Annotated in this window: 17 protein-coding genes; 10 read left to right on the top strand and 7 right to left on the bottom strand. The window is 63.3% G+C overall.

Annotated features, from left to right (window positions below; all coding sequences use genetic code 11):
- Nucleotides 1–52 precede the first annotated feature (52 nt).
- A complete protein-coding gene (gene urtA, locus ABC383_RS05100) occupies nt 53–1,306 on the bottom strand; it encodes an urea ABC transporter substrate-binding protein (RefSeq protein ID WP_413012290.1) in 1,254 nt (417 codons plus the stop codon).
- A 304-nt stretch (nt 1,307–1,610) separates the two neighbouring features.
- On the opposite strand from urtA, the gene ABC383_RS05095 reads away from it, so the two are divergent.
- Nucleotides 1,611–4,205, top strand: coding sequence for a DUF349 domain-containing protein (locus tag ABC383_RS05095; protein ID WP_413012289.1), 2,595 nt, complete (start codon nt 1,611–1,613; stop codon nt 4,203–4,205).
- Nucleotides 4,206–4,652: 447 nt separating this feature from the next.
- Here the strand turns inward: ABC383_RS05095 and ABC383_RS05090 are convergent, their stop codons facing one another.
- Nucleotides 4,653–4,943, bottom strand: a complete 291-nt coding sequence (locus tag ABC383_RS05090) for a hypothetical protein (protein WP_413012288.1) — start codon at nt 4,941–4,943, stop codon at nt 4,653–4,655.
- A gap of 219 nt (nt 4,944–5,162) precedes the next feature.
- Nucleotides 5,163–6,266 carry an ABC transporter ATP-binding protein gene (locus ABC383_RS05085; protein WP_413012287.1) on the bottom strand — a complete coding sequence of 368 codons (1,104 nt, stop codon included), beginning with the start codon at nt 6,264–6,266 and terminating at the stop codon, nt 5,163–5,165.
- 88 nt (nt 6,267–6,354) lie between these two features.
- Here ABC383_RS05085 and ABC383_RS05080 point away from each other — a divergent pair, with 88 nt between their 5' ends.
- A complete protein-coding gene (locus ABC383_RS05080; protein ID WP_413012286.1) occupies nt 6,355–8,022 on the top strand; it encodes an ABC transporter permease in 1,668 nt (555 codons plus the stop codon).
- A gap of 291 nt (nt 8,023–8,313) precedes the next feature.
- On the opposite strand, the gene ABC383_RS05075 is transcribed toward ABC383_RS05080, so the two are convergent.
- Nucleotides 8,314–8,895, bottom strand: a complete 582-nt coding sequence (locus tag ABC383_RS05075) for a phasin family protein (RefSeq protein WP_413012285.1) — start codon at nt 8,893–8,895, stop codon at nt 8,314–8,316.
- A 266-nt stretch (nt 8,896–9,161) separates the two neighbouring features.
- Between ABC383_RS05075 and ABC383_RS05070 the strand changes: the two genes are divergently transcribed.
- The 6 genes from ABC383_RS05070 (at nt 9,162) to pbpG (ending at nt 14,549) form a co-directional block, all read left to right on the top strand.
- Nucleotides 9,162–10,079 carry a histone deacetylase family protein gene (locus tag ABC383_RS05070; protein WP_413012284.1) on the top strand — a complete coding sequence of 306 codons (918 nt, stop codon included), beginning with the start codon at nt 9,162–9,164 and terminating at the stop codon, nt 10,077–10,079.
- On the top strand, nt 10,076–10,984 hold the full coding sequence (locus ABC383_RS05065; RefSeq protein WP_413012283.1) for a DMT family transporter: 909 nt from the start codon (nt 10,076–10,078) through the stop codon (nt 10,982–10,984). The genes ABC383_RS05070 and ABC383_RS05065 overlap by 4 nt, the downstream gene beginning before the upstream one ends.
- Nucleotides 10,984–11,430: an acyl-CoA thioesterase gene (locus ABC383_RS05060; protein ID WP_413012282.1), complete on the top strand. Its 447-nt coding sequence runs from the start codon at nt 10,984–10,986 to the stop codon at nt 11,428–11,430. Before ABC383_RS05065 ends, ABC383_RS05060 begins: the two co-directional genes overlap by 1 nt.
- Nucleotides 11,427–12,122 carry a nitroreductase gene (locus ABC383_RS05055; RefSeq protein WP_413012281.1) on the top strand — a complete coding sequence of 232 codons (696 nt, stop codon included), beginning with the start codon at nt 11,427–11,429 and terminating at the stop codon, nt 12,120–12,122. The genes ABC383_RS05060 and ABC383_RS05055 overlap by 4 nt, the downstream gene beginning before the upstream one ends.
- Nucleotides 12,123–12,127: 5 nt before the next feature.
- Entirely contained in the window at nt 12,128–13,204 is a 1,077-nt protein-coding gene (locus tag ABC383_RS05050) for a tartrate dehydrogenase (protein ID WP_413012280.1), read from the top strand.
- A 196-nt stretch (nt 13,205–13,400) separates the two neighbouring features.
- Nucleotides 13,401–14,549, top strand: a complete 1,149-nt coding sequence (pbpG, locus tag ABC383_RS05045; protein WP_413012279.1) for a D-alanyl-D-alanine endopeptidase — start codon at nt 13,401–13,403, stop codon at nt 14,547–14,549.
- A gap of 48 nt (nt 14,550–14,597) precedes the next feature.
- On the opposite strand, the gene ABC383_RS05040 is transcribed toward pbpG, so the two are convergent.
- A complete protein-coding gene (locus ABC383_RS05040) occupies nt 14,598–15,404 on the bottom strand; it encodes an IclR family transcriptional regulator (protein ID WP_413012278.1) in 807 nt (268 codons plus the stop codon).
- Nucleotides 15,405–15,591: 187 nt separating this feature from the next.
- Between ABC383_RS05040 and ABC383_RS05035 the strand changes: the two genes are divergently transcribed.
- Nucleotides 15,592–16,737 (top strand): alpha-hydroxy acid oxidase, encoded by a 1,146-nt coding sequence (locus ABC383_RS05035; RefSeq protein ID WP_413012277.1) that lies wholly within the window; start codon nt 15,592–15,594, stop codon nt 16,735–16,737.
- A complete protein-coding gene (locus tag ABC383_RS05030) occupies nt 16,737–17,135 on the top strand; it encodes a diacylglycerol kinase (RefSeq protein WP_413012276.1) in 399 nt (132 codons plus the stop codon). Before ABC383_RS05035 ends, ABC383_RS05030 begins: the two co-directional genes overlap by 1 nt.
- 67 nt (nt 17,136–17,202) lie before the next feature.
- Here ABC383_RS05030 and ABC383_RS05025 read toward each other — a convergent pair whose 3' ends face one another.
- The gene (locus ABC383_RS05025) at nt 17,203–18,252 is read right to left on the bottom strand and encodes a cyclase family protein (RefSeq protein WP_413016240.1); all 1,050 of its coding nucleotides are present in this window, start codon (nt 18,250–18,252) and stop codon (nt 17,203–17,205) included.
- Nucleotides 18,252–19,232, bottom strand: coding sequence for a Bug family tripartite tricarboxylate transporter substrate binding protein (locus tag ABC383_RS05020; protein ID WP_413012275.1), 981 nt, complete (start codon nt 19,230–19,232; stop codon nt 18,252–18,254). Before ABC383_RS05020 ends, ABC383_RS05025 begins: the two co-directional genes overlap by 1 nt.
- Nucleotides 19,233–19,279: the final 47 nt, after the last annotated feature.

Here is a 19,279-nt window from a genome sequence, read left to right as displayed (position 1 = left end):
GCGACGGCCTGCTGTGCGCCCCGGCATGCTTGCAGCTTCCTGGGGCAGACTCTTATAGCTTCTGCTTGTCCTCGTTGCCGGCGATGAACGGGCTCCAAGGCTGGGCGCGGATCGGGCCCTTGGTCTTCCACACCACGCTGAACTGGCCGTCCGCCTTGATCTCGCCGATCATCACGGGCTTGTGCAGATGATGGTTGGTCTTGTCCATCGTCAGCTCATAGCCCGACGGCGCCTTGAAGGTCTGGCCGGCCATGGCGGCGATCACCTTGTCGGTGTCGGTGGATTTGGCCTTCTCGACGGCCTGTTTCCACATGTGGATGCCGACATAGGTGGCTTCCATCGGGTCGTTGGTGACCACGGTGTCGGCATTGGGCAGCTTCTTGGCGACGGCGTATTCCTTCCACTGCTTGATGAAGGCGGCGTTGACCGGGTTCTTCACCGACTGGAAGTAGTTCCAGGCAGCCAGGTGGCCTACCAGCGGCTTGGTGTCGACGCCGCGCAGTTCTTCCTCGCCCACCGAGAAGGCCACCACCGGCACGTCGGTTGCCTTCAGGCCGGCATTGCCCAGTTCCTTGTAGAAGGGCACGTTGGAATCGCCGTTGATGGTGGAGATGACCGCGGTCTTGCCGCCAGCGGAGAACTTCTTGATGTTGGCGACGATGGTCTGGTAGTCGGAATGGCCGAACGGGGTGTAGACCTCGTCGATATCGCTGTCCTTGACGCCCTTGGACTTGAGGAAGGCGCGCAGGATCTTGTTGGTGGTGCGCGGGTAGACGTAGTCGGTGCCCAGCAGCACGAAGCGCTTGGCGCCGCCGCCTTCCTTGGACATCAGGTATTCGGTTGCGGGAATCGCCTGCTGGTTGGGCGCGGCGCCGGTGTAGAACACGTTCTTCTCCAGTTCCTCGCCTTCATACTGCACCGGGTAGAACAGCAGGCTGTTCAGCTCCTTGAAGACCGGCAGTACCGACTTGCGCGATACCGAGGTCCAGCAGCCGAACACTACGGCCACCTTGTCCTGGCTCACCAGCTGCCGCGCCTTCTCGGCAAACAGCGGCCAGTTCGAGGCCGGGTCAACGATCACCGGCTCCAGCTTCTTGCCCATCACGCCGCCTTTGGCATTGATCTCCTCGATGGTCATCAGCGCCACATCCTTCAGCGATGTCTCGGAGATGGCCATGGTGCCGGACAGCGAATGCAGAATGCCGACCTTGATGGTATCGGCTGCCATTGCGTGCTGCATCCAGGACGACGCCATCAGCGCCAGTGCGCCGGCTGCGGTCGCCTTCAAGAGGGTGCGACGGGACATGGTTACTACTCCTAATTGGAAGAATTGATCGGAATGGATTGCGATGACTCGCAGATACACCCTTTAGCAGAATGCGTGCCAAGGTCGATCCGGGGTGTGGCCGATTCGTCATCGGGTCAATGCCATGTTTTGGTGCGTGCATGGTCTGTCGTGGCGCTGTTTGAGCGCACGCAAAAGCTGGAGCGCCATTGCGGTGCAAAAACGGCAAATCCATGAGGGGATCTGCATTGCGATGGTGACCCGGGCACCCGAGGGGACGCGTATTGCTATGATGTCGGTTTCCCGAATTTCGCGGCCCCCATCTATGTTCCGTTCCCTTATCCGGCGCGTCCTCAAGCGCGACACCCAGCCTGAACCCGTCGCCGTGGCCAGCGTGCAGGTAGACCGCGCCGAGCAGCAGCGCGCAAAGCGCCAGGCGATGCTCGAGCAGGCCATCGCAGTGGCGCATGACGAAGCGGCAGCGGCCGCATTCATACTGCAGTGCGACTACCCGGACGCGCGCCGGCAGGCGGCCCAGCATCTGCACAGCCGCGTCCACCTGACGCAGGTGCTCCAGGCGGTGCGCAATACTGACCGGCGCGTTGCCAAGCTGATGCAGCAACGCCTGGACGCGCTGGACCAGGCCGAGGCCCGCGAGGCGCGGGCCCTTCAAGCCATCGAACAGGCCGAGCGGCTGGCCGCCACGCCGCAGCTGGTGGTCAGCCAGGTGACCGAACTCGATCATGCCTGGCGCAGCGTGGGCGATGCGCCGGCGGCGCTGCGCGAGCGCTTCGATGCCAGCCGTGAGCGTCTGCGCCAGCGCCTGCAGGCGCAGACCGATCTGCAACGCGGCCTGCTGGACGCAAATGCCGAGCTGGCCCGTCTCGAGGCATCCGTCGCCGGCGAGATGCCGACGGATGCGCAACAAAAGCTCGATGAGCTGGAAGCCGCAGTGGCCGCGCTGCTGCAGTCGCCCGAGGCGAGCGCATTGCCGCCGGCCCGTGTGCAGGCATTCAGCGACCAGGCCACGCGCCTGAAGTCGGCGTTGGCGGCGCACGCCGGGCGCCAGGCGGCGATCGCTGCCCGCGCTGCGCTGCTCGACGAATGGGAAGCACGGGCGCAAGCGGACGCGGCCCAGCTGGATGACGCGGCGCTGCGCCAGGCCTGGCAGGCCTTGCCGGCCCTGCCTGACAGCGCGGCGCCGGAACTGTCTGCGCGCCATGCGGCGCTGCTGGCGGCGATACGGCATGCACGCAATCCGGTCGCGGCAGAGCCGCCGCAACCTGGCCCGGTGGTGCAAGCCGAGCCGGCGGTTGATCCGGCAGAGGCCCGGCGGTCAATGGACGCGGCGCTTGCCGCGCTGGAAGCCGCGCTGGAGGAGGGCAGCCTGCAGGCGGCATCGGAGCAGGACAAGGCCTTGCGGGCCATGGATTTCAAGGCCATGCGCCCGGGCGAGGAACGCATGGCGCGGCTGTCGCGCCTGCGCGCCGAACTGGCGCGGCTGCAGGGCTGGGCGCGCTGGGGCGGCAACGTATCGCGCGAGGAATTGCTGAAAGCGGCCCAGGACCTGGCGGACCAGGAAATGCCGGTGGCCGAGCGTGCCCAGAAGGTCGGCAGCCTGCGCGAACGCTGGAAGGCGCTGGATGCATCTGCCGGCCCCGCCGGCAAGGACGCCTGGCAGCGCTTCGATGCTGCCTGCACCGCTGCCTATGCGCCCGTGGCCGAGCATTTCCGCATGCTGGCCGAAGAGCGCCGGCACAATCTGGAGAAGGCGCATGCGCTGACAGCCGAAGTGATTGCCTATGCCGACAGCACGGGTGTGGCAGGCGATCCGGAGTCGGTGGACTGGAAAGCGGTGTCCGCTGCACTCAGCCGTTACACCCAGGCCTGGCAGCGGCTGGGCACCATCGAGCGCCGCGAACGCAAGGCGGCCGACGCGGATTTTTCGAAGGCGCTCGACCTGCTGCGCAAGCCGCTGTCCGGCCGCCACCAGATCGAAGTGGCCCGGCGCGAGCAGTTGATTGCCGAGGTCGAGTCGATGGACGCGGGCGCGCCGCGCGCCACCGATTCGCTGCGCGCCATCCAGGAGCGCTGGCAGGACTATGCCCGCGGCCTGCCGCTGCCGCGCAACGAAGAGCAGGCTTTGTGGCAACGCTTCCGCCAGGCCTGCGACGCGCTGTTTGCCGAGCGGCGCGAATCGGCCAAGACCGCCGACGCCGAACGCCAGCAGCACCTGGAGCGCAAGGAGGCGCTGTGCGCTTCGCTGGAAGCCGCGGTCGATGCGCCGCTGCCGACGCTGTCGCAACTGCTGCGCGATAGCGCCGCCGCCTGGAAGGAGATCGGGCCGGTGCCGCGGGCGGCGCAGCAGCAGATCGAGGCGCGCTATGAAGCGGCTGTCGGTGCGTTGCGCCAGCGGGCCGATGCGGCGCGTCAGGCGGCGTCGCAGGCGCAGGCCGAGCTGTTGAAGCGCAAGTTCATGCTGTGCCGGCGCGCTGAGCAGTCAGTGATAGAAGGCGCCCTGGATGAATCCCTTCGCCAAGCCTTGCGTCAGGAATGGGATGCATTGCCAACGCTGGGCGGCGGCAGCGAACGGGCGATGGCGGCGCGCTTTGCCGCCGCGCTGGAGGGCGGCGAGACGTTACGCGCGACGCTGCAGCGAAACCGCGAGGCGGTGATGCAGGAAATCCTGCAGATGGAGATCCGGCTGGGCGTGGACAGCCCGGCAATGCTGTCGCAGGAGCGGCTGAAGCAGCAAATCCAAGTATTGCAGGATGCGCTGCGGGCGGGCCAGCGGTCGGATCAGCCGCAGGCGCTGCTGATGCAGCTGTGCACGCAGCCGGCCCTGCTTGACGACGAAGCGGCGGCGCGCATTGAACGTTTGATCATGCGCTGGCATGACGCCGAGCAGAATGCGGCTTAGTGGGCTGGTCTTAAGGTTGCATGCCGAAAACGAAGTTCGGCAGAAGACGGTGATCCAGTGAGCTAAACGGTTTTGGCTCGCGCAGGGAAAGTCATCGGCTGTCAGCAAATCAAAATAGAAAAAGGGTTGAGCGTTTTGCTGAAAATTTTCTGGTTAATGAAATTAGAAAACTTTCTGAAAATCTAAAAATGAACTACCAGGTTTTAATAAAGGAAAATTGCGCTAGTCAGCTATTTCCGTGTTTCTTTTGTTCAGTTGATTTCGAACACGCAAAAATTCGTGTTATAAACAATCAATTGCGAGAATGAAAGTGAAAATGGCGTTATTAAGCAAAAAAAAATTTTGAAACGGAAAAGAGAGTGGCGGAAAACTGGAAATGCGCTGCATTAAAGGCTGGATACAGAAAGCCGCAGGTCAAATTTTAAGGGAGCGCCAGGAAAATTTTCTTCATTTTGCTTGTGGGCTCCAATTATTGGAAGATTCTGTTGTAAAAATGATCTCAAAACCCTGATTTATTTTTGCGAAATATATGTCTCTTACACGGATGCGAAAGAATGGATTGTCGAAGTCGTTAATATCGCCAGGAACGATACGGATGACCTTATTTTTTTCGTCGAATGTGGGGTACCATTCGTACCCGCCGACTATGTCTTTCAATGCGTCGTCCGTGATTGCCGAGCTTGTTTCCAGGGGTAAATTCTTTCCATTTCTACCAATTGCGATTTTTGTGTCGTGCATTTTAGTTCCTCAATGGAATTAGATTAGCGAAGTGATGCTGAGCGCGAATAAACCGCCAGGCACCTAAACTAGGTGACGACACCCTTAAAAAATATCCGTTCTTGCAATGACTTACCGCCACCCCAATTGCCACGAAACAGGTTGTGCAACCTTTTCAAAGGCGAAAACACGATTGGGCGATGGACTTTTAACTCGCCTCAGCAATGGTATGCACGTCAACTACGCCGCCGTATTGACCGGAAACGTCACGACGTGATCCGCACCCAGACGGATGCCGATCTTCTCCCCGATCGCATGGTCATGATGCGACGGCACCAGCGCCAGCAGCGTCTGTCCGCTCGGCAGCTTTAGGGTGTATAAAAACTCAGCGCCGCGAAACGCCTTGCGCACGACTTCCGCGCGCATCGGGCTGGCGTCGTCGTGTATCACATCGTCGGCCCTTAGCAGGACGTCGACCACCCGCGCATCGCGCTCGTCGGTAGCGCAGACGTCGACGCCGCGCCATAGCGGCAAACTGCCCAGCTCGATCATGACACGCTGGTTCTGCAGGTCCACCGTGCCCGGGGTGAACACGCCCTGGCCGATGAAGTCGGCGACGAAGCGGTCGGCGGGGCGGTGGTAGAGGTTGTAGGCGTTGTCCCATTGCACGATCAGGCCTTCATGCATCACGCCGATCTGGTCGGCGATGGCAAAGGCTTCGTGCTGGTCATGTGTCACCAGCACGGCGGTGGTGCCGAGTTCCTTCAGGATGTCGCGCACTTCCAGCGCCAGGCGTTCCCGCAGGTCGACATCGAGGTTGGAAAACGGCTCGTCCAGCAGCAGCAGGTCGGGACGTGGCGCCAGGGCCCGCGCCAGCGCGATGCGCTGCTGCTGTCCGCCGGAGAGTTCATGCGGATACTTCTCGGCCTGCGCGCCCAGCCCCACCAGATCCAGCAGTTCGGCCACCCTGGCTTGGCGCGCGGAAGCGTCCAGGCGGCGCAGGCCGAAGCCGACATTGCCAGCGACGGTGAGGTGGGGGAACAGCGCGTAATCCTGGAACACCACGCCGACCTGCCGGGTTTCCGGCGGGGCGGTATGACCCTTGCGGCTGATCTCGCGCCCGCCCAGTTCGATGCGCCCGGCAGTCACCGGCTCGAAGCCGGCAATGGCGCGCAGCACGGTGGTCTTGCCGCAGCCGGATGGCCCAAGCAGGCAGGCGATGTCGCCGCGATCCAGCGAGAACGACAGGCCATGGACGATCTCGTGGACGGCACGGCCGGTCTGGTAGCCGACATGGATGGATTCAATGCGAAGGTGCGCTGGTGCAGCGGTTCTGGATGTCATGAAGCCGGTAGGGGAAAAGATGACGGTCAGTCAAGTTTAATGATTATAATTCTCATTTAGAACATCGTACAGGCACCGTTCCTCCTTCATGTCAGCATCCATGCCGCCACAGGCGCTGTCGCGCCCCTCGCCCCGCCGCTTGTCGCGCGCCTCCTTTCCCCATCCCCTGTTGCTGATCTCGCTGGTGGCCGCGGCGGCGGTCGGCGTGCCGGTGCTGGGCGTGCTGGCGAACCTGGTTGGTGGCGAGGCGGGCACGGGTACGTTTCTGCATCTATGGTCGACCGTCCTGCCTGAATACCTGGCCAACAGCCTGGCCATTGTCGTCATCGTCGGCCTGCTGTCGGCGGCGGTCGGCATAGGCTGCGCCTGGCTGGTGGCGGCCTGGGATTTTCCCGGCAAGCGCCTGTTCGAATGGGCGCTGGTGCTGCCGCTGGCCATGCCGTCCTATGTGGTGGCCTATGCCTACACCGACTTCCTGCAGTTCTCCGGGCCGCTGCAGTCCGGCCTGCGCGAGCTGACCGGCTGGCAGGCGCGGGAGTACTGGTTTCCCGAGATCCGCTCGGTCGGCGGCGCGGGGCTGGTGTTTGCGCTGGTGCTGTATCCCTATATCTATCTGCTGGTGCGCACCGCCTTCCTTGAGCGCAGTCCGCGCATGTGGGATGCGGCGCGCACCCTGGGCGCCGGCCCGTGGGCCAGTTTTTTCCAGGTCAGCCTGCCGCTGGCGCGGCCTGCTGCCGTGGCCGGCCTGGCGCTGGTGATCATGGAAACCCTGGCCGACTATGGCGCGGTCGCTTACTTTGGCGTGCCGACGCTGACCACCGGCATCTATAAATCCTGGTATGCCTTTTCCGACCGTACCGGCGCGGCGCAGATCGCCGCCGTGCTGCTGGTATCCGTGCTCGGGCTGATGTATGTCGAGCAGCGCAGCCGCGGACGGGCGCGCTACTACGCCGTGGGCAGCCGCGGCGGGCGCAGGGTGCAGCGCCTGTCCGCGGGCGCCGGCCTGGTTGCCGCCGCCTGCTGCGCGCTGCCGGTGCTGCTGGGCTTCGTGCTGCCGCTGCTGATCCTCATCCGCCTGATGCGCCAGGAAGAGTCGCTGGCGATCGGCAGCCGCTATCTGGGCTGGCTGGCCAACAGCGTGACGGTGGCGGGCGTGACCGCCGTGCTCGCGGTGGTGATCTGCCTGCTGCTGGCGTATGCGGCGAGGGTGTCGCGCAGCCGGGTGCAGGGATGGGCTAACCGGGTCGTCAGCATGGGTTACGCGATTCCCGGCGCGGTGATCGCGGTCGGCATCCTGATTCCGCTGTCACGGGTGGACAACTGGCTGTCCGCGCACGGCATGAAGCTGCTGCTGGCCGGCAGCCTGGTGGCGCTGGTCTATGCCTACCTGGTGCGTTTCCTGGCGGTGTCCTACCAGAGCGTGCAGGCGGGCCTGGCGCGCATCACCCCGGCCATGGACGCCAGCGCGCGCAGCCTCGGTCATGGCCTGGGATCGATGCTGCTGCGGGTGCACATGCCGCTCCTGTGGCGCAGCGTGATGACAGCCGGCCTGCTGGTGTTCGTCGATGTGATCAAGGAACTGCCGGCCACGCTGACGATCCGGCCGTTCAACTTCGATACCCTGGCGGTAATCACCTTCCAGCTGGCGTCGGACGAACGGCTGGCTGAAGCGGCGCTGCCGGCGATGACGATCGTGCTGATTGCCTTCGTGCCGGTGCTGGCGCTGGCGCGCGCGATTGCCCGGCACGGGCGATAGCAGCATCGTCCGACCCGCTGGGTCATTCCCATGCCCATGTCAGGCCGGGGTCGGCAGAGGGCGTCGGGACGGATGACGTTGTCTCCCGGATTAGGTCGATGGAGTTCGCCACGACGGAAGGCAGCGTCGAACTCCCGCTGGTAGCTTGATATGACGGGAAGGTGACCGACAAGGGTCTTCGCAACTGGCTTGACCTTGCTCAGGTCGGTGGTTTTTCACCGAACAAAAGATCAGTTGAAAATGAAAAGCCCCGCCGGCAATCGCGGGCGGGGCTTGGCGGGGCCGGGCTGCTTACTTCTTGACAGCTGCCACGGCTGCGACGCGGGCGCCGGTCTTGCCAGCGGCCTGGGTCATCTGGGCGGCGGCGGTGTTCATGTTGACTTCCATCGCCTCGACTGCCTGCTTGGTGCTCTTGCTCAGCTGCTCGTAGCCGGCATTGGCGCTGGCGATTGCCGACTTCATGAACGCGACCACGTTCTCCGAACCGGCCGGCGCATTCTTCGACACTTCGTCGACCAGGGTAGCCAGCTTGCGGCTATGTTCGGTGATCTGGGTCTCGGTGGCTTTTGCCACTTCGGACTGCAGGCCGGACACGATGGTCAGCATGTGGCGGCCGTAGGAAGCCAGCTTTTCAGCGTTCGGCTGTGCCTGGCTGGCGCTCAGCGCGATGAATTCCTGCGGATCCTTCGCGGCCAGCAGCTGGCGGGCGTTGCCGGTGGATTCATCGAGCGCGGCCTTGGCGACGTTCATGTTCAGTTCGATGACCTTTTCAACGCTTTCAAAGGCTTTGCCAGTGAGGGCGGTGATCAGTGCGAGTTGGCTTTCGAGGTTGTTCTTCGTTGCCGCCGAAATTTGTTCCTGGAATGAAAACATGGGATTTCTCCTAAGAATTGTAGAGTATGCCATTGCCCCGCCAGATTCATTGTGCAGCGCAACAAGCGGTATTCTAAGTCGCTATGCCGATGTGTCAAGCGATTTTCCTTGCACCGCACAATGGTTCAGGCGGTTCTGACCTACATCAACGGGCCGTCAAAACGCCCCATCTCCTTGAAGCAATAGTGTAGAGGCAATGTTATTCGCACAATATGAGTGCAATCGGCCGTGCTAAACTTCATTTCCCTTCGCCGTCCTGAATCAGATTGAAAGCCTTTTACAGCGACCATTTCGTGTTGCCGCTTCCGGCCGGTCACCGGTTCCCTATGGCGAAATACCGAATGCTGCGGGATGCGCTCGCTGCATCGCCGCACGACATCCAGTTTTTGGAAGCGCCCGCGGCGAGCAATGGCGTGCTGGCGCTGGCGCATCATCCCGCTTATATCCGCGCAGTGCAGTCCGGTGAGCTGACGCCACAGCAGCAGCGCCAGATCGGCTTTCCCTGGTCCGAACAGATGGTCGAACGCTCGCGCCGCTCGGCGGGCGCCACCATCGCCGCTTGCCGCGCCGCGCTGGAAGAGCGGGTGGCGGTCAATCTTGCCGGCGGTACCCATCATGCCTATGCCGATCATGGCGAAGGCTTCTGCGTGTTCAACGACGCCGCCATCGCCGCCAGGCTGATGCAGGCGGAGCGTCGGGTGCAGCGGGTGGCGATTGTCGATCTTGACGTTCACCAGGGAAATGGCACGGCATCGATCCTCGCGCGTGACGAATCCGTATTTACGCTTTCGCTGCACGGCGAACTGAATTATCCGTTCGAGAAAGAGCAGAGCGATCTCGACGTGGCGCTTCCAGACGGCGCTGGCGACGCGGCATACCTGGCTGCGCTTGCGCAGGCGCTGGATGCAATGTTCGGCCGTTTTGCCCCGCAGCTCATCATTTACCTTGCCGGCGCCGATCCGCACGAGGGCGACCGGCTTGGCCGCCTGAAACTGTCCATGGACGGACTGGCCGGTCGCGACCGCCTGGTGCTGGACGCGGCCGCCTCGCGCAAGCTGCCGGTGGCCATCGCCATGGCCGGCGGCTACGGCAGAAATATCGACGACACCGTTGCAGTCCACCTGCAAACGGTGTCGATGGCTTCCACCTATGCCGGCGCAGCAATGCCCGCTTCCTCATCATGAACACGCCCGCCGCCGGCGCCGCCAAGGCGGCCGCTCCTGCCAATGCCTGGGTCGCCGCGATGCCCGCCGTCTTCGTGCTGATCTGGAGCACCGGCTTCATCGTCGCCAAGTTTGGCCTGCCTTACGCGCCGCCGCTGACGTTTCTGCTGCTGCGCTTCGTGGGCGTGCTGCTGGTGCTCGGGCCGCTGGTGCTGCTGATGCGCGCGCCATGGCCGAGCGGCAAGGTCGGGCATATTGCCCTGGCCGGCGTGCTGGTGCAGGCCGGCTACCTGGGTGGCGTCTGGTGCGCGATCAAGATCGGCATGCCGGCCGGGCTGTCGGCGCTGATCGTGGGCATGCAGCCTATCCTGACGGCCTTCGCGGCGCCGCTGATCGGCGAACGGGTACATGGCCGGCAATGGCTGGGACTGGCCTTCGGCATCGCTGGCGTCGGCCTGGTAGTGGCGAACAAGATTTCCGTGATCGGACTTACATGGCACAGCATCGCGCTATGCCTGCTGGCGCTGGTGTCGATTACCGTCGGCACGCTGTACCAGAAGCGGCATTGTCCGCAGTTCGATCTGCGTACAGGTACGCTGATCCAGTTTGCAGCGTCCCTCGCCGTCGTGCTGCCGCTGGCGGTCGCGTTCGAACATCTCACACCCGCACTGCAGACAGTACAATGGACGCCGCGTTTCGTCGGCGCCTTGCTGTGGTCCATCCTGGCGCTGTCGATCGGGGCGATTTTCCTGCTGTTTGCATTGATCCGGAAAAGCGCCGCCACCAGCGTCACCAGCCTGCTGTATTTAACTCCGCCGACCACCGCACTGATGGCCTGGCTCATGTTTGGCGAGGCCTTCAGCCTGACGGGCGTGGCAGGCATGTTGCTGGCGGTGATCGGCGTCTATTTCGTCGTCAAAAAATAATGAAACCAGAGACCAGAAAACGAGGCGACTTCCGCCATTTCCATCCGATTACCACGCGCTGGATGGACAACGACGCCTATGGGCATGTGAACAACGTGGTGTATTACAGCTGGTTCGACACGGTGGTCAACCAGTTCCTGATCGTTAATGGCGTGCTCGACGTCGAACGCAGCCCGGTGATCGGACTGGTGGTGGAAACCCAGTGCAATTACTTTGCATCGGTCGCTTTTCCCGACCAGGTCACGGCGGGCATGCGCGTGACGCGGCTGGGCAATGCCAGCGTACGTTATGAAGTCGGCATTTTCCGCAATGACGATGACAGCGCCGCCGCCTGCGGCCATTTCGTCCATGTCTATGTAGACCGCGAAACCCGCCGTCCGGCTTCGATTCCGGAACCGATGCGGGCCTTGCTGCAAACCGTTCTAGTTGAAGGAGATCCGGCATGATCCAAAACCAGCAGCAGGCCATCGTCGACGAGGCGATCACTTCACGCCGCTCGATCCGCGCCTACCTGCCGCAAGCCGTTGCGCGCGAAGACATCGAGGCGATCCTGGAGGTCGCGTCGCGCGCGCCGTCCGGCACCAACACCCAGCCATGGAAGGTTTATGTGCTGACCGGCGCCGCCAGGGACGGGCTCTCGGCAGCCATCGTCGACGCCTATCTCGACCCGGAGCGCGCCACGCAGCATGCCGAGGAGTACAGCTATTACCCGACCAAATGGGTGTCGCCCTATATCGACCGCCGCCGCAAGGTGGGCTGGGACCTTTACGCGCTGCTCGGCCTGACCCGCGACAACAAGGCGGGCATGCAGGCGCAGCATGCCCGCAACTACGTGTTCTTCGACGCGCCGGTGGGCCTGATCTTCACCATCGACCGGATCATGGAGCGCGGCTCCTGGCTGGATTACGGCATGTTCCTGCAGAACATCATGGTGGCGGCGCGCGGCCGCGGCCTGGACACCTGTCCGCAGGCAGCCTTCACCCAGTTCCATCGAATCATCAGCGACAAGCTGCAGCTGCCCGACAACGAGCAGGTGGTGTGCGGCATGGCGCTGGGATACGCGGACCAGAGCAAGATCGAAAACAGCCTGGTCACCCACCGCGAGCCGGTTTCCGGCTTCGCCACCTTTCTGGAATAAAAAGTATGAATACGATTGCAGTCATTCCCGGCGACGGCATAGGCAAGGAGACCGTACCCGAAGGCTTGCGCGTGCTCGATGCCGCCACCCGCAAGTTCTCGCTCGACCTGAAGTTCGACCATTTCGACTTTGCTTCCTGCGACTACTACGCCAAGCATGGCCAGATGATGCCGGACAACTGGAAGGACCAGATCGGCGGCCACAGCGCGATCTTCTTCGGCGCGGTGGGCTGGCCCGACACGGTGCCTGACCATATCTCGCTGTGGGGCTCGCTGCTGAAGTTCCGGCGCGACTTCGACCAGTACGTCAACCTGCGCCCCTGCCGGCTCATGCCTGGCATTCCGTCGCCGCTGGTCAACCGCAAGCCGGGCGACATCGACTTCTACGTGGTGCGCGAAAACACCGAGGGCGAATACTCGTCCGTCGGCGGCCGCATGTATGAAGGCACGGACCGTGAAGTGGTGTTCCAGGAAAGCGTCTTTTCGCGCAAGGGCGTGGACCGCATCCTCAAGTTCGCCTACGACCTGGCGCAGAGCCGGCCGAAGAAGCACCTGACCTCGGCCACCAAGTCCAACGGCATCTCGATCACGATGCCGTACTGGGATGAGCGCGTGGCTGAAATGGCCAGGAAGTACCCTGATGTAAAGACCGACAAGTTCCATATCGATATCCTGACCGCGCAGTTCGTGCGCAACCCGCAATGGTTCGACGTGGTGGTTGCGTCCAACCTGTTTGGCGACATCCTGTCCGACCTGGGCCCGGCATGCACCGGCACCATTGCGATCGCGCCATCGGCCAATATCAATCCCGAGCGCCTGTTCCCGTCGCTGTTCGAGCCGGTGCACGGCTCCGCGCCCGATATCTATGGCAAAGGCCTGGCCAATCCGATCGGCCAGATCTGGTGCGGCTCGATGATGCTGGAGCACCTGGGTTACCCGGAAGCGGGCGCCGCCGTGCTGCGCGCGATTGAAAAGGTGCTGGAAGCCGGGCCGGACCATGCGCCGTTCACCCCTGACATGGGCGGAACCGCCAGCACGTCCGACCTCGGCCGTGCGATTGCCGATGCGGTTACATCGGCCTGAAAAGCCTGAGCCTGCGTTCCAGCGGCCGGATCAATGTGTCCGCAGTGTCGCTGGAACGTCACATTTCCGCCAAACCGGTTCCAAAAAAGCTCGAAACTTATTGAAATTTCGACGCTAAGCCTTTCATTATCTTGCGAAATTAAGCCAGTTTGCTAAACTGCAAGCCTCCCCACGCGTCAAAATTCCAGGAGTTGCGATGGCCAGAACTGCGCTAGCCATGATGTTTTCCGTTTTATTTTCCTTCGTCGTGTCGTCACCAGCGCTCGCCAAATCCGCTCCCAAGGAACCCGCCAAGAAATCCGCCGTCGTCAAGAAGCACGCGGCCAAATCCGACAGCAAGCCGGCAAAGAAGGCAGCCGCCAAGGCCGGGCGCGCCGCAGGCGAAAGCCGTAGCAAGGGCAAGGTTGCGCCGCTGGTTGCGCAGGAAAAGCTGGTCCGCAAGGTCACCCGTGGCAAGAAGGGCCGGCGCGAGGTGGTGTACCAGCGCGTGGCGCCGGCGCCGGCAGTGCCGCTGGTGCCGCCCGTCATGACCGCGGGGGATCTCGCCGGACTGAATCTCACACGTGATCCGCTGGACCTGAAGTCCAACGCCGCGCTGGTGATCGACCAGTCCACGGCTGAAGTGCTGTTCGAAAAGAATGCCCAGATCGCTTTGCCGATTGCCTCCATCACCAAGCTGATGACCAGCCTGGTGGTGGTGGAAGCGAATCAGAGCATGGATGAACTGATCTCGGTTACCGATGAAGACGTGGACCGCGAGAAGTTCAGCCATTCCCGTCTGCGCGTGGGTTCCCAGCTGACCCGCGCGAACATGCTGCACATCGCGCTGATGAGTTCCGAGAACCGCGCCGCGTCGGCGCTGGGCCGCAACTACCCCGGCGGCTTGCCGGCCTTCGTCGCGGCCATGAACGCCAAGGCGCGCTCCCTGGGCATGGTCAACACCCACTATGTCGATTCCACCGGCCTGTCCAGCAGCAATGTCTCCACCGCGCGCGACCTGGCCAAGCTGGTGATCGCCGCCCATCATCACCCGGTCATCCGGCAGTACTCGACCGACAGCAAGTACGCGGTCGAGCCGGGCGGGCCCATGCTGCAATACCGCAATTCGAACAACCTGGTCGATAATCCCGACTGGCAGATCGGCTTGCAGAAGACCGGTTATATCTCCGAGGCAGGCCGCTGCCTGGTGATGCAGGCCAAGATCGAGGGCCGGCCGGTGGTGATGGTATTCCTCGATTCCAAGGGCAAGAGTTCGCGTCTCGCCGATGCAGGACGCATCCGCAAATGGCTGGAGAATGCGCGTCCGACCGCGCTGGGCCGGACCATTACTGCGCAGAGTTCCTGACGCAAACGGCCGCCTGGTGCGGCCGTTTTCAATACGAGGTACGCCGGTTCAGCGCGCCGGCTCGGCGCCCTCCGGCGCCGGCACATGCCCCAGCACAGCGGAAATCTCGTTGACCGTGCTGAGCAGGTCGGTGATCCATTCTTCCTGCAGCCGGTCGGCGGGCGCCGAGATCGACAGGCCGGCAATGAGCTTGCCGCTGTCGTCACGGATGCCGGCCGCCATGCAGCGCACGCCCAGTTCCAGCTCTTCATTGTCGCGGGCATAGCCGCGTGCGCGCACCAGGCTCAGTTCGCGTTCCAGCTTGGCCAGGTCGGTGATGGAATTCTTGTTATGGCCGGCAAGGCCGGTGCGGGTGGCATAGGCCCTGACGGTCTTGGGATCGTCCGCCGACAGGAAGAGCTTGCCGGTGGACGTCAGGTGCAGCGGCGCCCGGCCGCCGATGGCGCGGACCACCTGCATGCCCGAGCGCTCGGAGAAGGAGCGGTCGATATAGACGATCTCGTCACCCTGGCGCACCGACAGGTTGACGGTCTGGTGCGTCTTGCGGTGCAGCGCCCGCATGAAGTCCAGCGACGCCTCGCGCACGTTCAGCCGGCTCTTGACGATGTTGCCCAGTTCCAGCAGGCGCATGCCGAGCCGGTAAGTGCCAGGCTCGGCGCGGTCGACGAAGCGCTTGATCACGAGGTCGTTCAGGATGCGATGCGCCGTGGAGGGATGCAAGCCGGTGACGGCGGATAACTCTTTCAGGCTGACCGGGTCGGGATAATCGGCCAGCGCGTCCAGCAGGCCTATCATGCGTTCAATAACCTGGATCGACGTCTTGTCGTTCTCCAGTGGCTGATCAGTGTTTTTCATTGGAAACTGGTGCAATGCAATATGGCTTTATATCACAATGTGAAAATATATCAAAAACGCATTTCGCCGGACACGGTTCCATGCAAGGCGCGCGACAATTAATTTCATCTGTCGAGCTTGTATGACAACAGCATTTCCCGGCCATAATGCTGCCTGCGAAAAACCCCTACACCAGAAAGAGACAACGATGGGCGTGATCACCAATATCGAAGACCTGCGTATCCTGGCCGAACGGCGCGTGCCGCGCATGTTCTATGACTATGCCGATTCAGGCTCGTGGACCGAGTCCACCTACCGTGCCAACAGCGACGACTTCGCCAGGATCAAGCTGCGCCAGCGGGTCGCGGTGAACATGGAAGGCCGCAGCCTGGCCAGCACCATGGTCGGCCTGCCGGTGTCGATGCCGGTGGCGCTGGCGCCGACCGGCCTGACCGGCATGCAGCATGCCGACGGCGAGATCCTGGCGGCCAAGGCCGCCGAGAAATTCGGCGTGCCGTTCACGCTGTCGACCATGAGCATCTGCTCCATCGAAGACATCGCCGCCCATACCAGCAAGCCTTTCTGGTTCCAGGTCTACTTCATGAAGGACAGGGACTTCATGAGCCGCCTGGTGGAGCGCGCCCGCGCCGCCAACTGCTCGGCGCTGGTGCTGACGCTGGACCTGCAGATCCTCGGCCAGCGCCACAAGGACCTGCGCAACGGCCTGACCGCGCCGCCCAAGCTGACGCTGAAGAACATCATGAACATGGCGACCAAGCCGGCCTGGTGCATGGGCATGCTGGGCACCAAGCGGCGCGGCTTCGGCAACATCGTCGGCCATGCCACCAACGTCTCGGACATGTCCTCGCTGTCAGCCTGGACCGCCGAACAGTTCGACCCGCGGCTTTCCTGGGATGACGTGGAATGGCTGCGCCAGCGCTGGGGCGGCAAGCTCATCATCAAGGGCATCATGGATCCGGAGGATGCCCGCATGGCGGCGCAGAGCGGGGCGGACGCGCTGATCGTCTCCAACCATGGCGGGCGCCAGCTCGACGGCGCCGACTCCTCAATCAATGCGCTGCCGGCCATCATGGACGTGGTGGGCGACAGGATGGAAGTGCACCTGGACGGCGGCATCCGCTCCGGCCAGGACGTGATCAAGGCGCTGGCCCTGGGCGCGCGCGGCGTCTATATCGGCCGCGCCTTCCTGTATGGACTGGGCGCGATGGGCGAGGAGGGCGTGACACGGGTGCTGGAGATCATCCGCAAGGAACTCGACATCACGATGGCCCTGTGCGGCCTGACCGATGTGCAGAAGGTGGACAAGAGCATCCTGCTGCCGGGCACCTACTGATGCAACCCGACGAGCCGGCCTATTCGGCATTCAAGAGCAAGAGTGGCTTGAGCCGCATTGCCGGCGCGATGCGCTATTCATTGCAGGGCCTGGCGAGCGCCTGGAAGCATGAGCATGCGTTCCGCCAGGAGTTGTGGGCGATCGTGCCGGCCACCATTGCGGCGCTGCTGCTGCCGGTGTCGGCCCTCGAGAAGCTGCTGCTGGTGGGGAGCATGGTGCTGGTGCTGGTGGTTGAACTGCTCAATTCCGCGATCGAGGCCGTGGTCGACCGGATCTCGCTCGAGCGTCATCCGCTGTCGGGCAATGCGAAGGACTTCGGCAGCGCGGCGGTGATGCTGACGGTGCTGCTCTCGGTTGCCACATGGGCGGTGGTGCTGTGGGGACTGTTCAGGCCTTGATCAGCCTGCAGACGAAAAATGGGGCGCACTCCGCGATGCGGACTGCGCCCCATTCGCTTGCGCCTGCCTACACGGTCGCGATCGGCGTTACCGGCGATCCCACCGCGCCCGGCAGCCGCAGCGGCGGCGCGGTCAGCATGAAGCGATGGCGGCCGTTGGCCTGCAGCCAGTCGGCCAGGTCCTTCAGGTACCAGAGTTCACCCAGCGGTATGCCCAGCTTGAACAGGCAGTGGTGGTGCAGCGGCAGGATGGACTTGCGGCCCGCCACTTCCGGTGCGGGATAAGCTTCCACCGCATAGTTGTCGGCGCAGATGGCGGCAATGCCGCTGTCGGTGATCCATTGCAGCAGCTTCTGGTCTCGGCCATTGAGCACCGGGCAGGTATGGTGCAGCACCTGCGGGTCCGGCGTGCCGCCCATTTCCATCACCACCTCGGCGAAGCCGGTGCGCAATACCAGGAAGTCGCCGCGCTCCACGGTCACGCCGTCCTCGCGCATCACCGCGGAGATCTCGTCGAAGCCGATCAGCTTGCGCTCGCGTCCGAAATGCCGGGCCAGGTCCAGCAGCACGCCGCGGCCCTGCATGCCATGCACCGCCATGTTCTCGATGCCCAGCGCATCCGCATGCGAGCTGTGTCCGCCGCCGTCGCAGCCGCAGCCTTCCTGCATTTCGGGCGGACCCTTGACGTCGTGGCCGGCGCGGTAGCCGTTGTAGTACACCATTTCCTCGGCGCCGGCGCCCGCCACGTCGAAACGCGCGCCGACGTGGGCCAGCGAATCCCACTGGGTGGAGTACTGCAGGCACAGCAGCACCTGGTCGTCGGAGACGACATCGATGCTGTCGGCATCCAGCCCATCCATGCCGTAGTTGAGCACCGGGGTGTCGCCGCGCCATGTCGGCTGCAGCCGCGGCGGATTACGCCTGGCGTTGAGCGCGTTGCCGCCGGGCAGATCCAGCGGCAGCGACAGGCAGAAGCTGCGGCCGGCACGGACTTCCGCCGCGCCTTTCAAGATCTGCTCGCTGCCGATCAGGTTGACCCGGCCCAGCTGGTCGTCCGGGCCGAAGTCGCCCCAGTTGGCGCCTTCGGGCCGCTGTTTCCAGCGCGCTGGCGTCGTCATCATTCCACCTTCGCGCCGGAGTCCTTGACGACCTTGGACCATTTGGCGATCTCGGTCTTCTGGTAGGCGGCCAGTTCATCCGGAGACGAACCCGACGGCTCGAGTCCGAGGTCCATCAGCTTCTTCGATACGTCCGGCATTTTCAGGATCTTGCTGACCTCGGTCTGCAGCTTGTCGACGATCGGGCGCGGCGTGTTGGCCGGCGCAAACAGCGCGAACCAGGAAACCGCCTCAAAGCCGGGCAGGCCCGATTCGGCGATGGTGGGAATGTCGGGCGCTGCCGGCGAGCGCTTGGCGCTGGTGACGCCGAGCGCGCGCAGCTTGCCTTCGCGCACCAGCGGCAGGCTGGACGGCATGTTGTCGAACATCATCGTGACCCGGCCACCCAGCAGGTCGGGAATGGCGCTGGCGCGGCCCTTGTACGGAATGTGCTGCATGTCGATGCCGGTCATGGTCTTGAACAGCTCGCCGGAGACGTGGATCGACGTGCCCGAACCGGACGAGGCGAAGGTCATCTTGCCTTCCTTCTTGCCCAGGTCGATGAACTCCTTCAGGTTCTTGGCCGGCACATTGTTATTGACGACCAGCATGTTCGGCGTGGACGCCAGCAGCGTAACCGGGCTGAAGTCGCGCGTCATGTCATAGGGCATGTTCTGGTAGAGCGCGCCATTGATGGCATGGGTGCCCACCGTGCCGACCACGACCGTGTAGCCGTCGGGCGCGGACTTGGCGACATAGTCGGCGCCGATGTTGCCGCCTGCGCCTGGCTTGTTCTCCACGATGACCGTCTGGCCCCAGGCGGCGCTAAGCTTGTCGCCGATCAGCCGGCCCAGGATGTCGGGCGCGCCGCCGCTGGTGAAGGTCACGATGATGTGGATAGGCTTGTTCGGGTAGTTGCTGGCGGACTGCGCGAATGCAGGCTGTGCAGCGCACAAGGCTGCCGTGGCGATGGCCAGTGCGGGCATCAGTTTTTTCAACATGGTGTCTCCTGTCGTTATGGGACGGTTCTCTATGGAGAGAGCCGGTG

The sequence above is a fragment of the Noviherbaspirillum phoenicis genome (genome assembly GCF_047237965.1).
Classification (GTDB): Bacteria; Pseudomonadota; Gammaproteobacteria; order Burkholderiales; family Burkholderiaceae_D; genus Noviherbaspirillum_A.
The sequence above is the reverse complement of the archived record's forward strand: the minus strand, read 5'-3'. Positions and strand labels throughout refer to the sequence as shown.

Excerpts from the sequence above, each read along its gene's own strand:
- urtA (WP_413012290.1), bottom strand. The coding sequence starts at position 1,306 with ATGTCCCGTCGCACCCTCTTGAAGGCGACCGCAGCCGGCGCACTGGCG.
- ABC383_RS05095 (WP_413012289.1), top strand. The coding sequence starts at position 1,611 with ATGTTCCGTTCCCTTATCCGGCGCGTCCTCAAGCGCGACACCCAGCCT.
- ABC383_RS05090 (WP_413012288.1), bottom strand. The coding sequence starts at position 4,943 with ATGCACGACACAAAAATCGCAATTGGTAGAAATGGAAAGAATTTACCC.
- ABC383_RS05085 (WP_413012287.1), bottom strand. The coding sequence starts at position 6,266 with ATGACATCCAGAACCGCTGCACCAGCGCACCTTCGCATTGAATCCATC.
- ABC383_RS05080 (WP_413012286.1), top strand. The coding sequence starts at position 6,355 with ATGTCAGCATCCATGCCGCCACAGGCGCTGTCGCGCCCCTCGCCCCGC.
- ABC383_RS05075 (WP_413012285.1), bottom strand. The coding sequence starts at position 8,895 with ATGTTTTCATTCCAGGAACAAATTTCGGCGGCAACGAAGAACAACCTC.
- ABC383_RS05065 (WP_413012283.1), top strand. The coding sequence starts at position 10,076 with ATGAACACGCCCGCCGCCGGCGCCGCCAAGGCGGCCGCTCCTGCCAAT.
- ABC383_RS05060 (WP_413012282.1), top strand. The coding sequence starts at position 10,984 with ATGAAACCAGAGACCAGAAAACGAGGCGACTTCCGCCATTTCCATCCG.
- ABC383_RS05055 (WP_413012281.1), top strand. The coding sequence starts at position 11,427 with ATGATCCAAAACCAGCAGCAGGCCATCGTCGACGAGGCGATCACTTCA.
- ABC383_RS05050 (WP_413012280.1), top strand. The coding sequence starts at position 12,128 with ATGAATACGATTGCAGTCATTCCCGGCGACGGCATAGGCAAGGAGACC.
- pbpG (WP_413012279.1), top strand. The coding sequence starts at position 13,401 with ATGGCCAGAACTGCGCTAGCCATGATGTTTTCCGTTTTATTTTCCTTC.
- ABC383_RS05040 (WP_413012278.1), bottom strand. The coding sequence starts at position 15,404 with ATGAAAAACACTGATCAGCCACTGGAGAACGACAAGACGTCGATCCAG.
- ABC383_RS05035 (WP_413012277.1), top strand. The coding sequence starts at position 15,592 with ATGGGCGTGATCACCAATATCGAAGACCTGCGTATCCTGGCCGAACGG.
- ABC383_RS05030 (WP_413012276.1), top strand. The coding sequence starts at position 16,737 with ATGCAACCCGACGAGCCGGCCTATTCGGCATTCAAGAGCAAGAGTGGC.
- ABC383_RS05025 (WP_413016240.1), bottom strand. The coding sequence starts at position 18,252 with ATGACGACGCCAGCGCGCTGGAAACAGCGGCCCGAAGGCGCCAACTGG.
- ABC383_RS05020 (WP_413012275.1), bottom strand. The coding sequence starts at position 19,232 with ATGTTGAAAAAACTGATGCCCGCACTGGCCATCGCCACGGCAGCCTTG.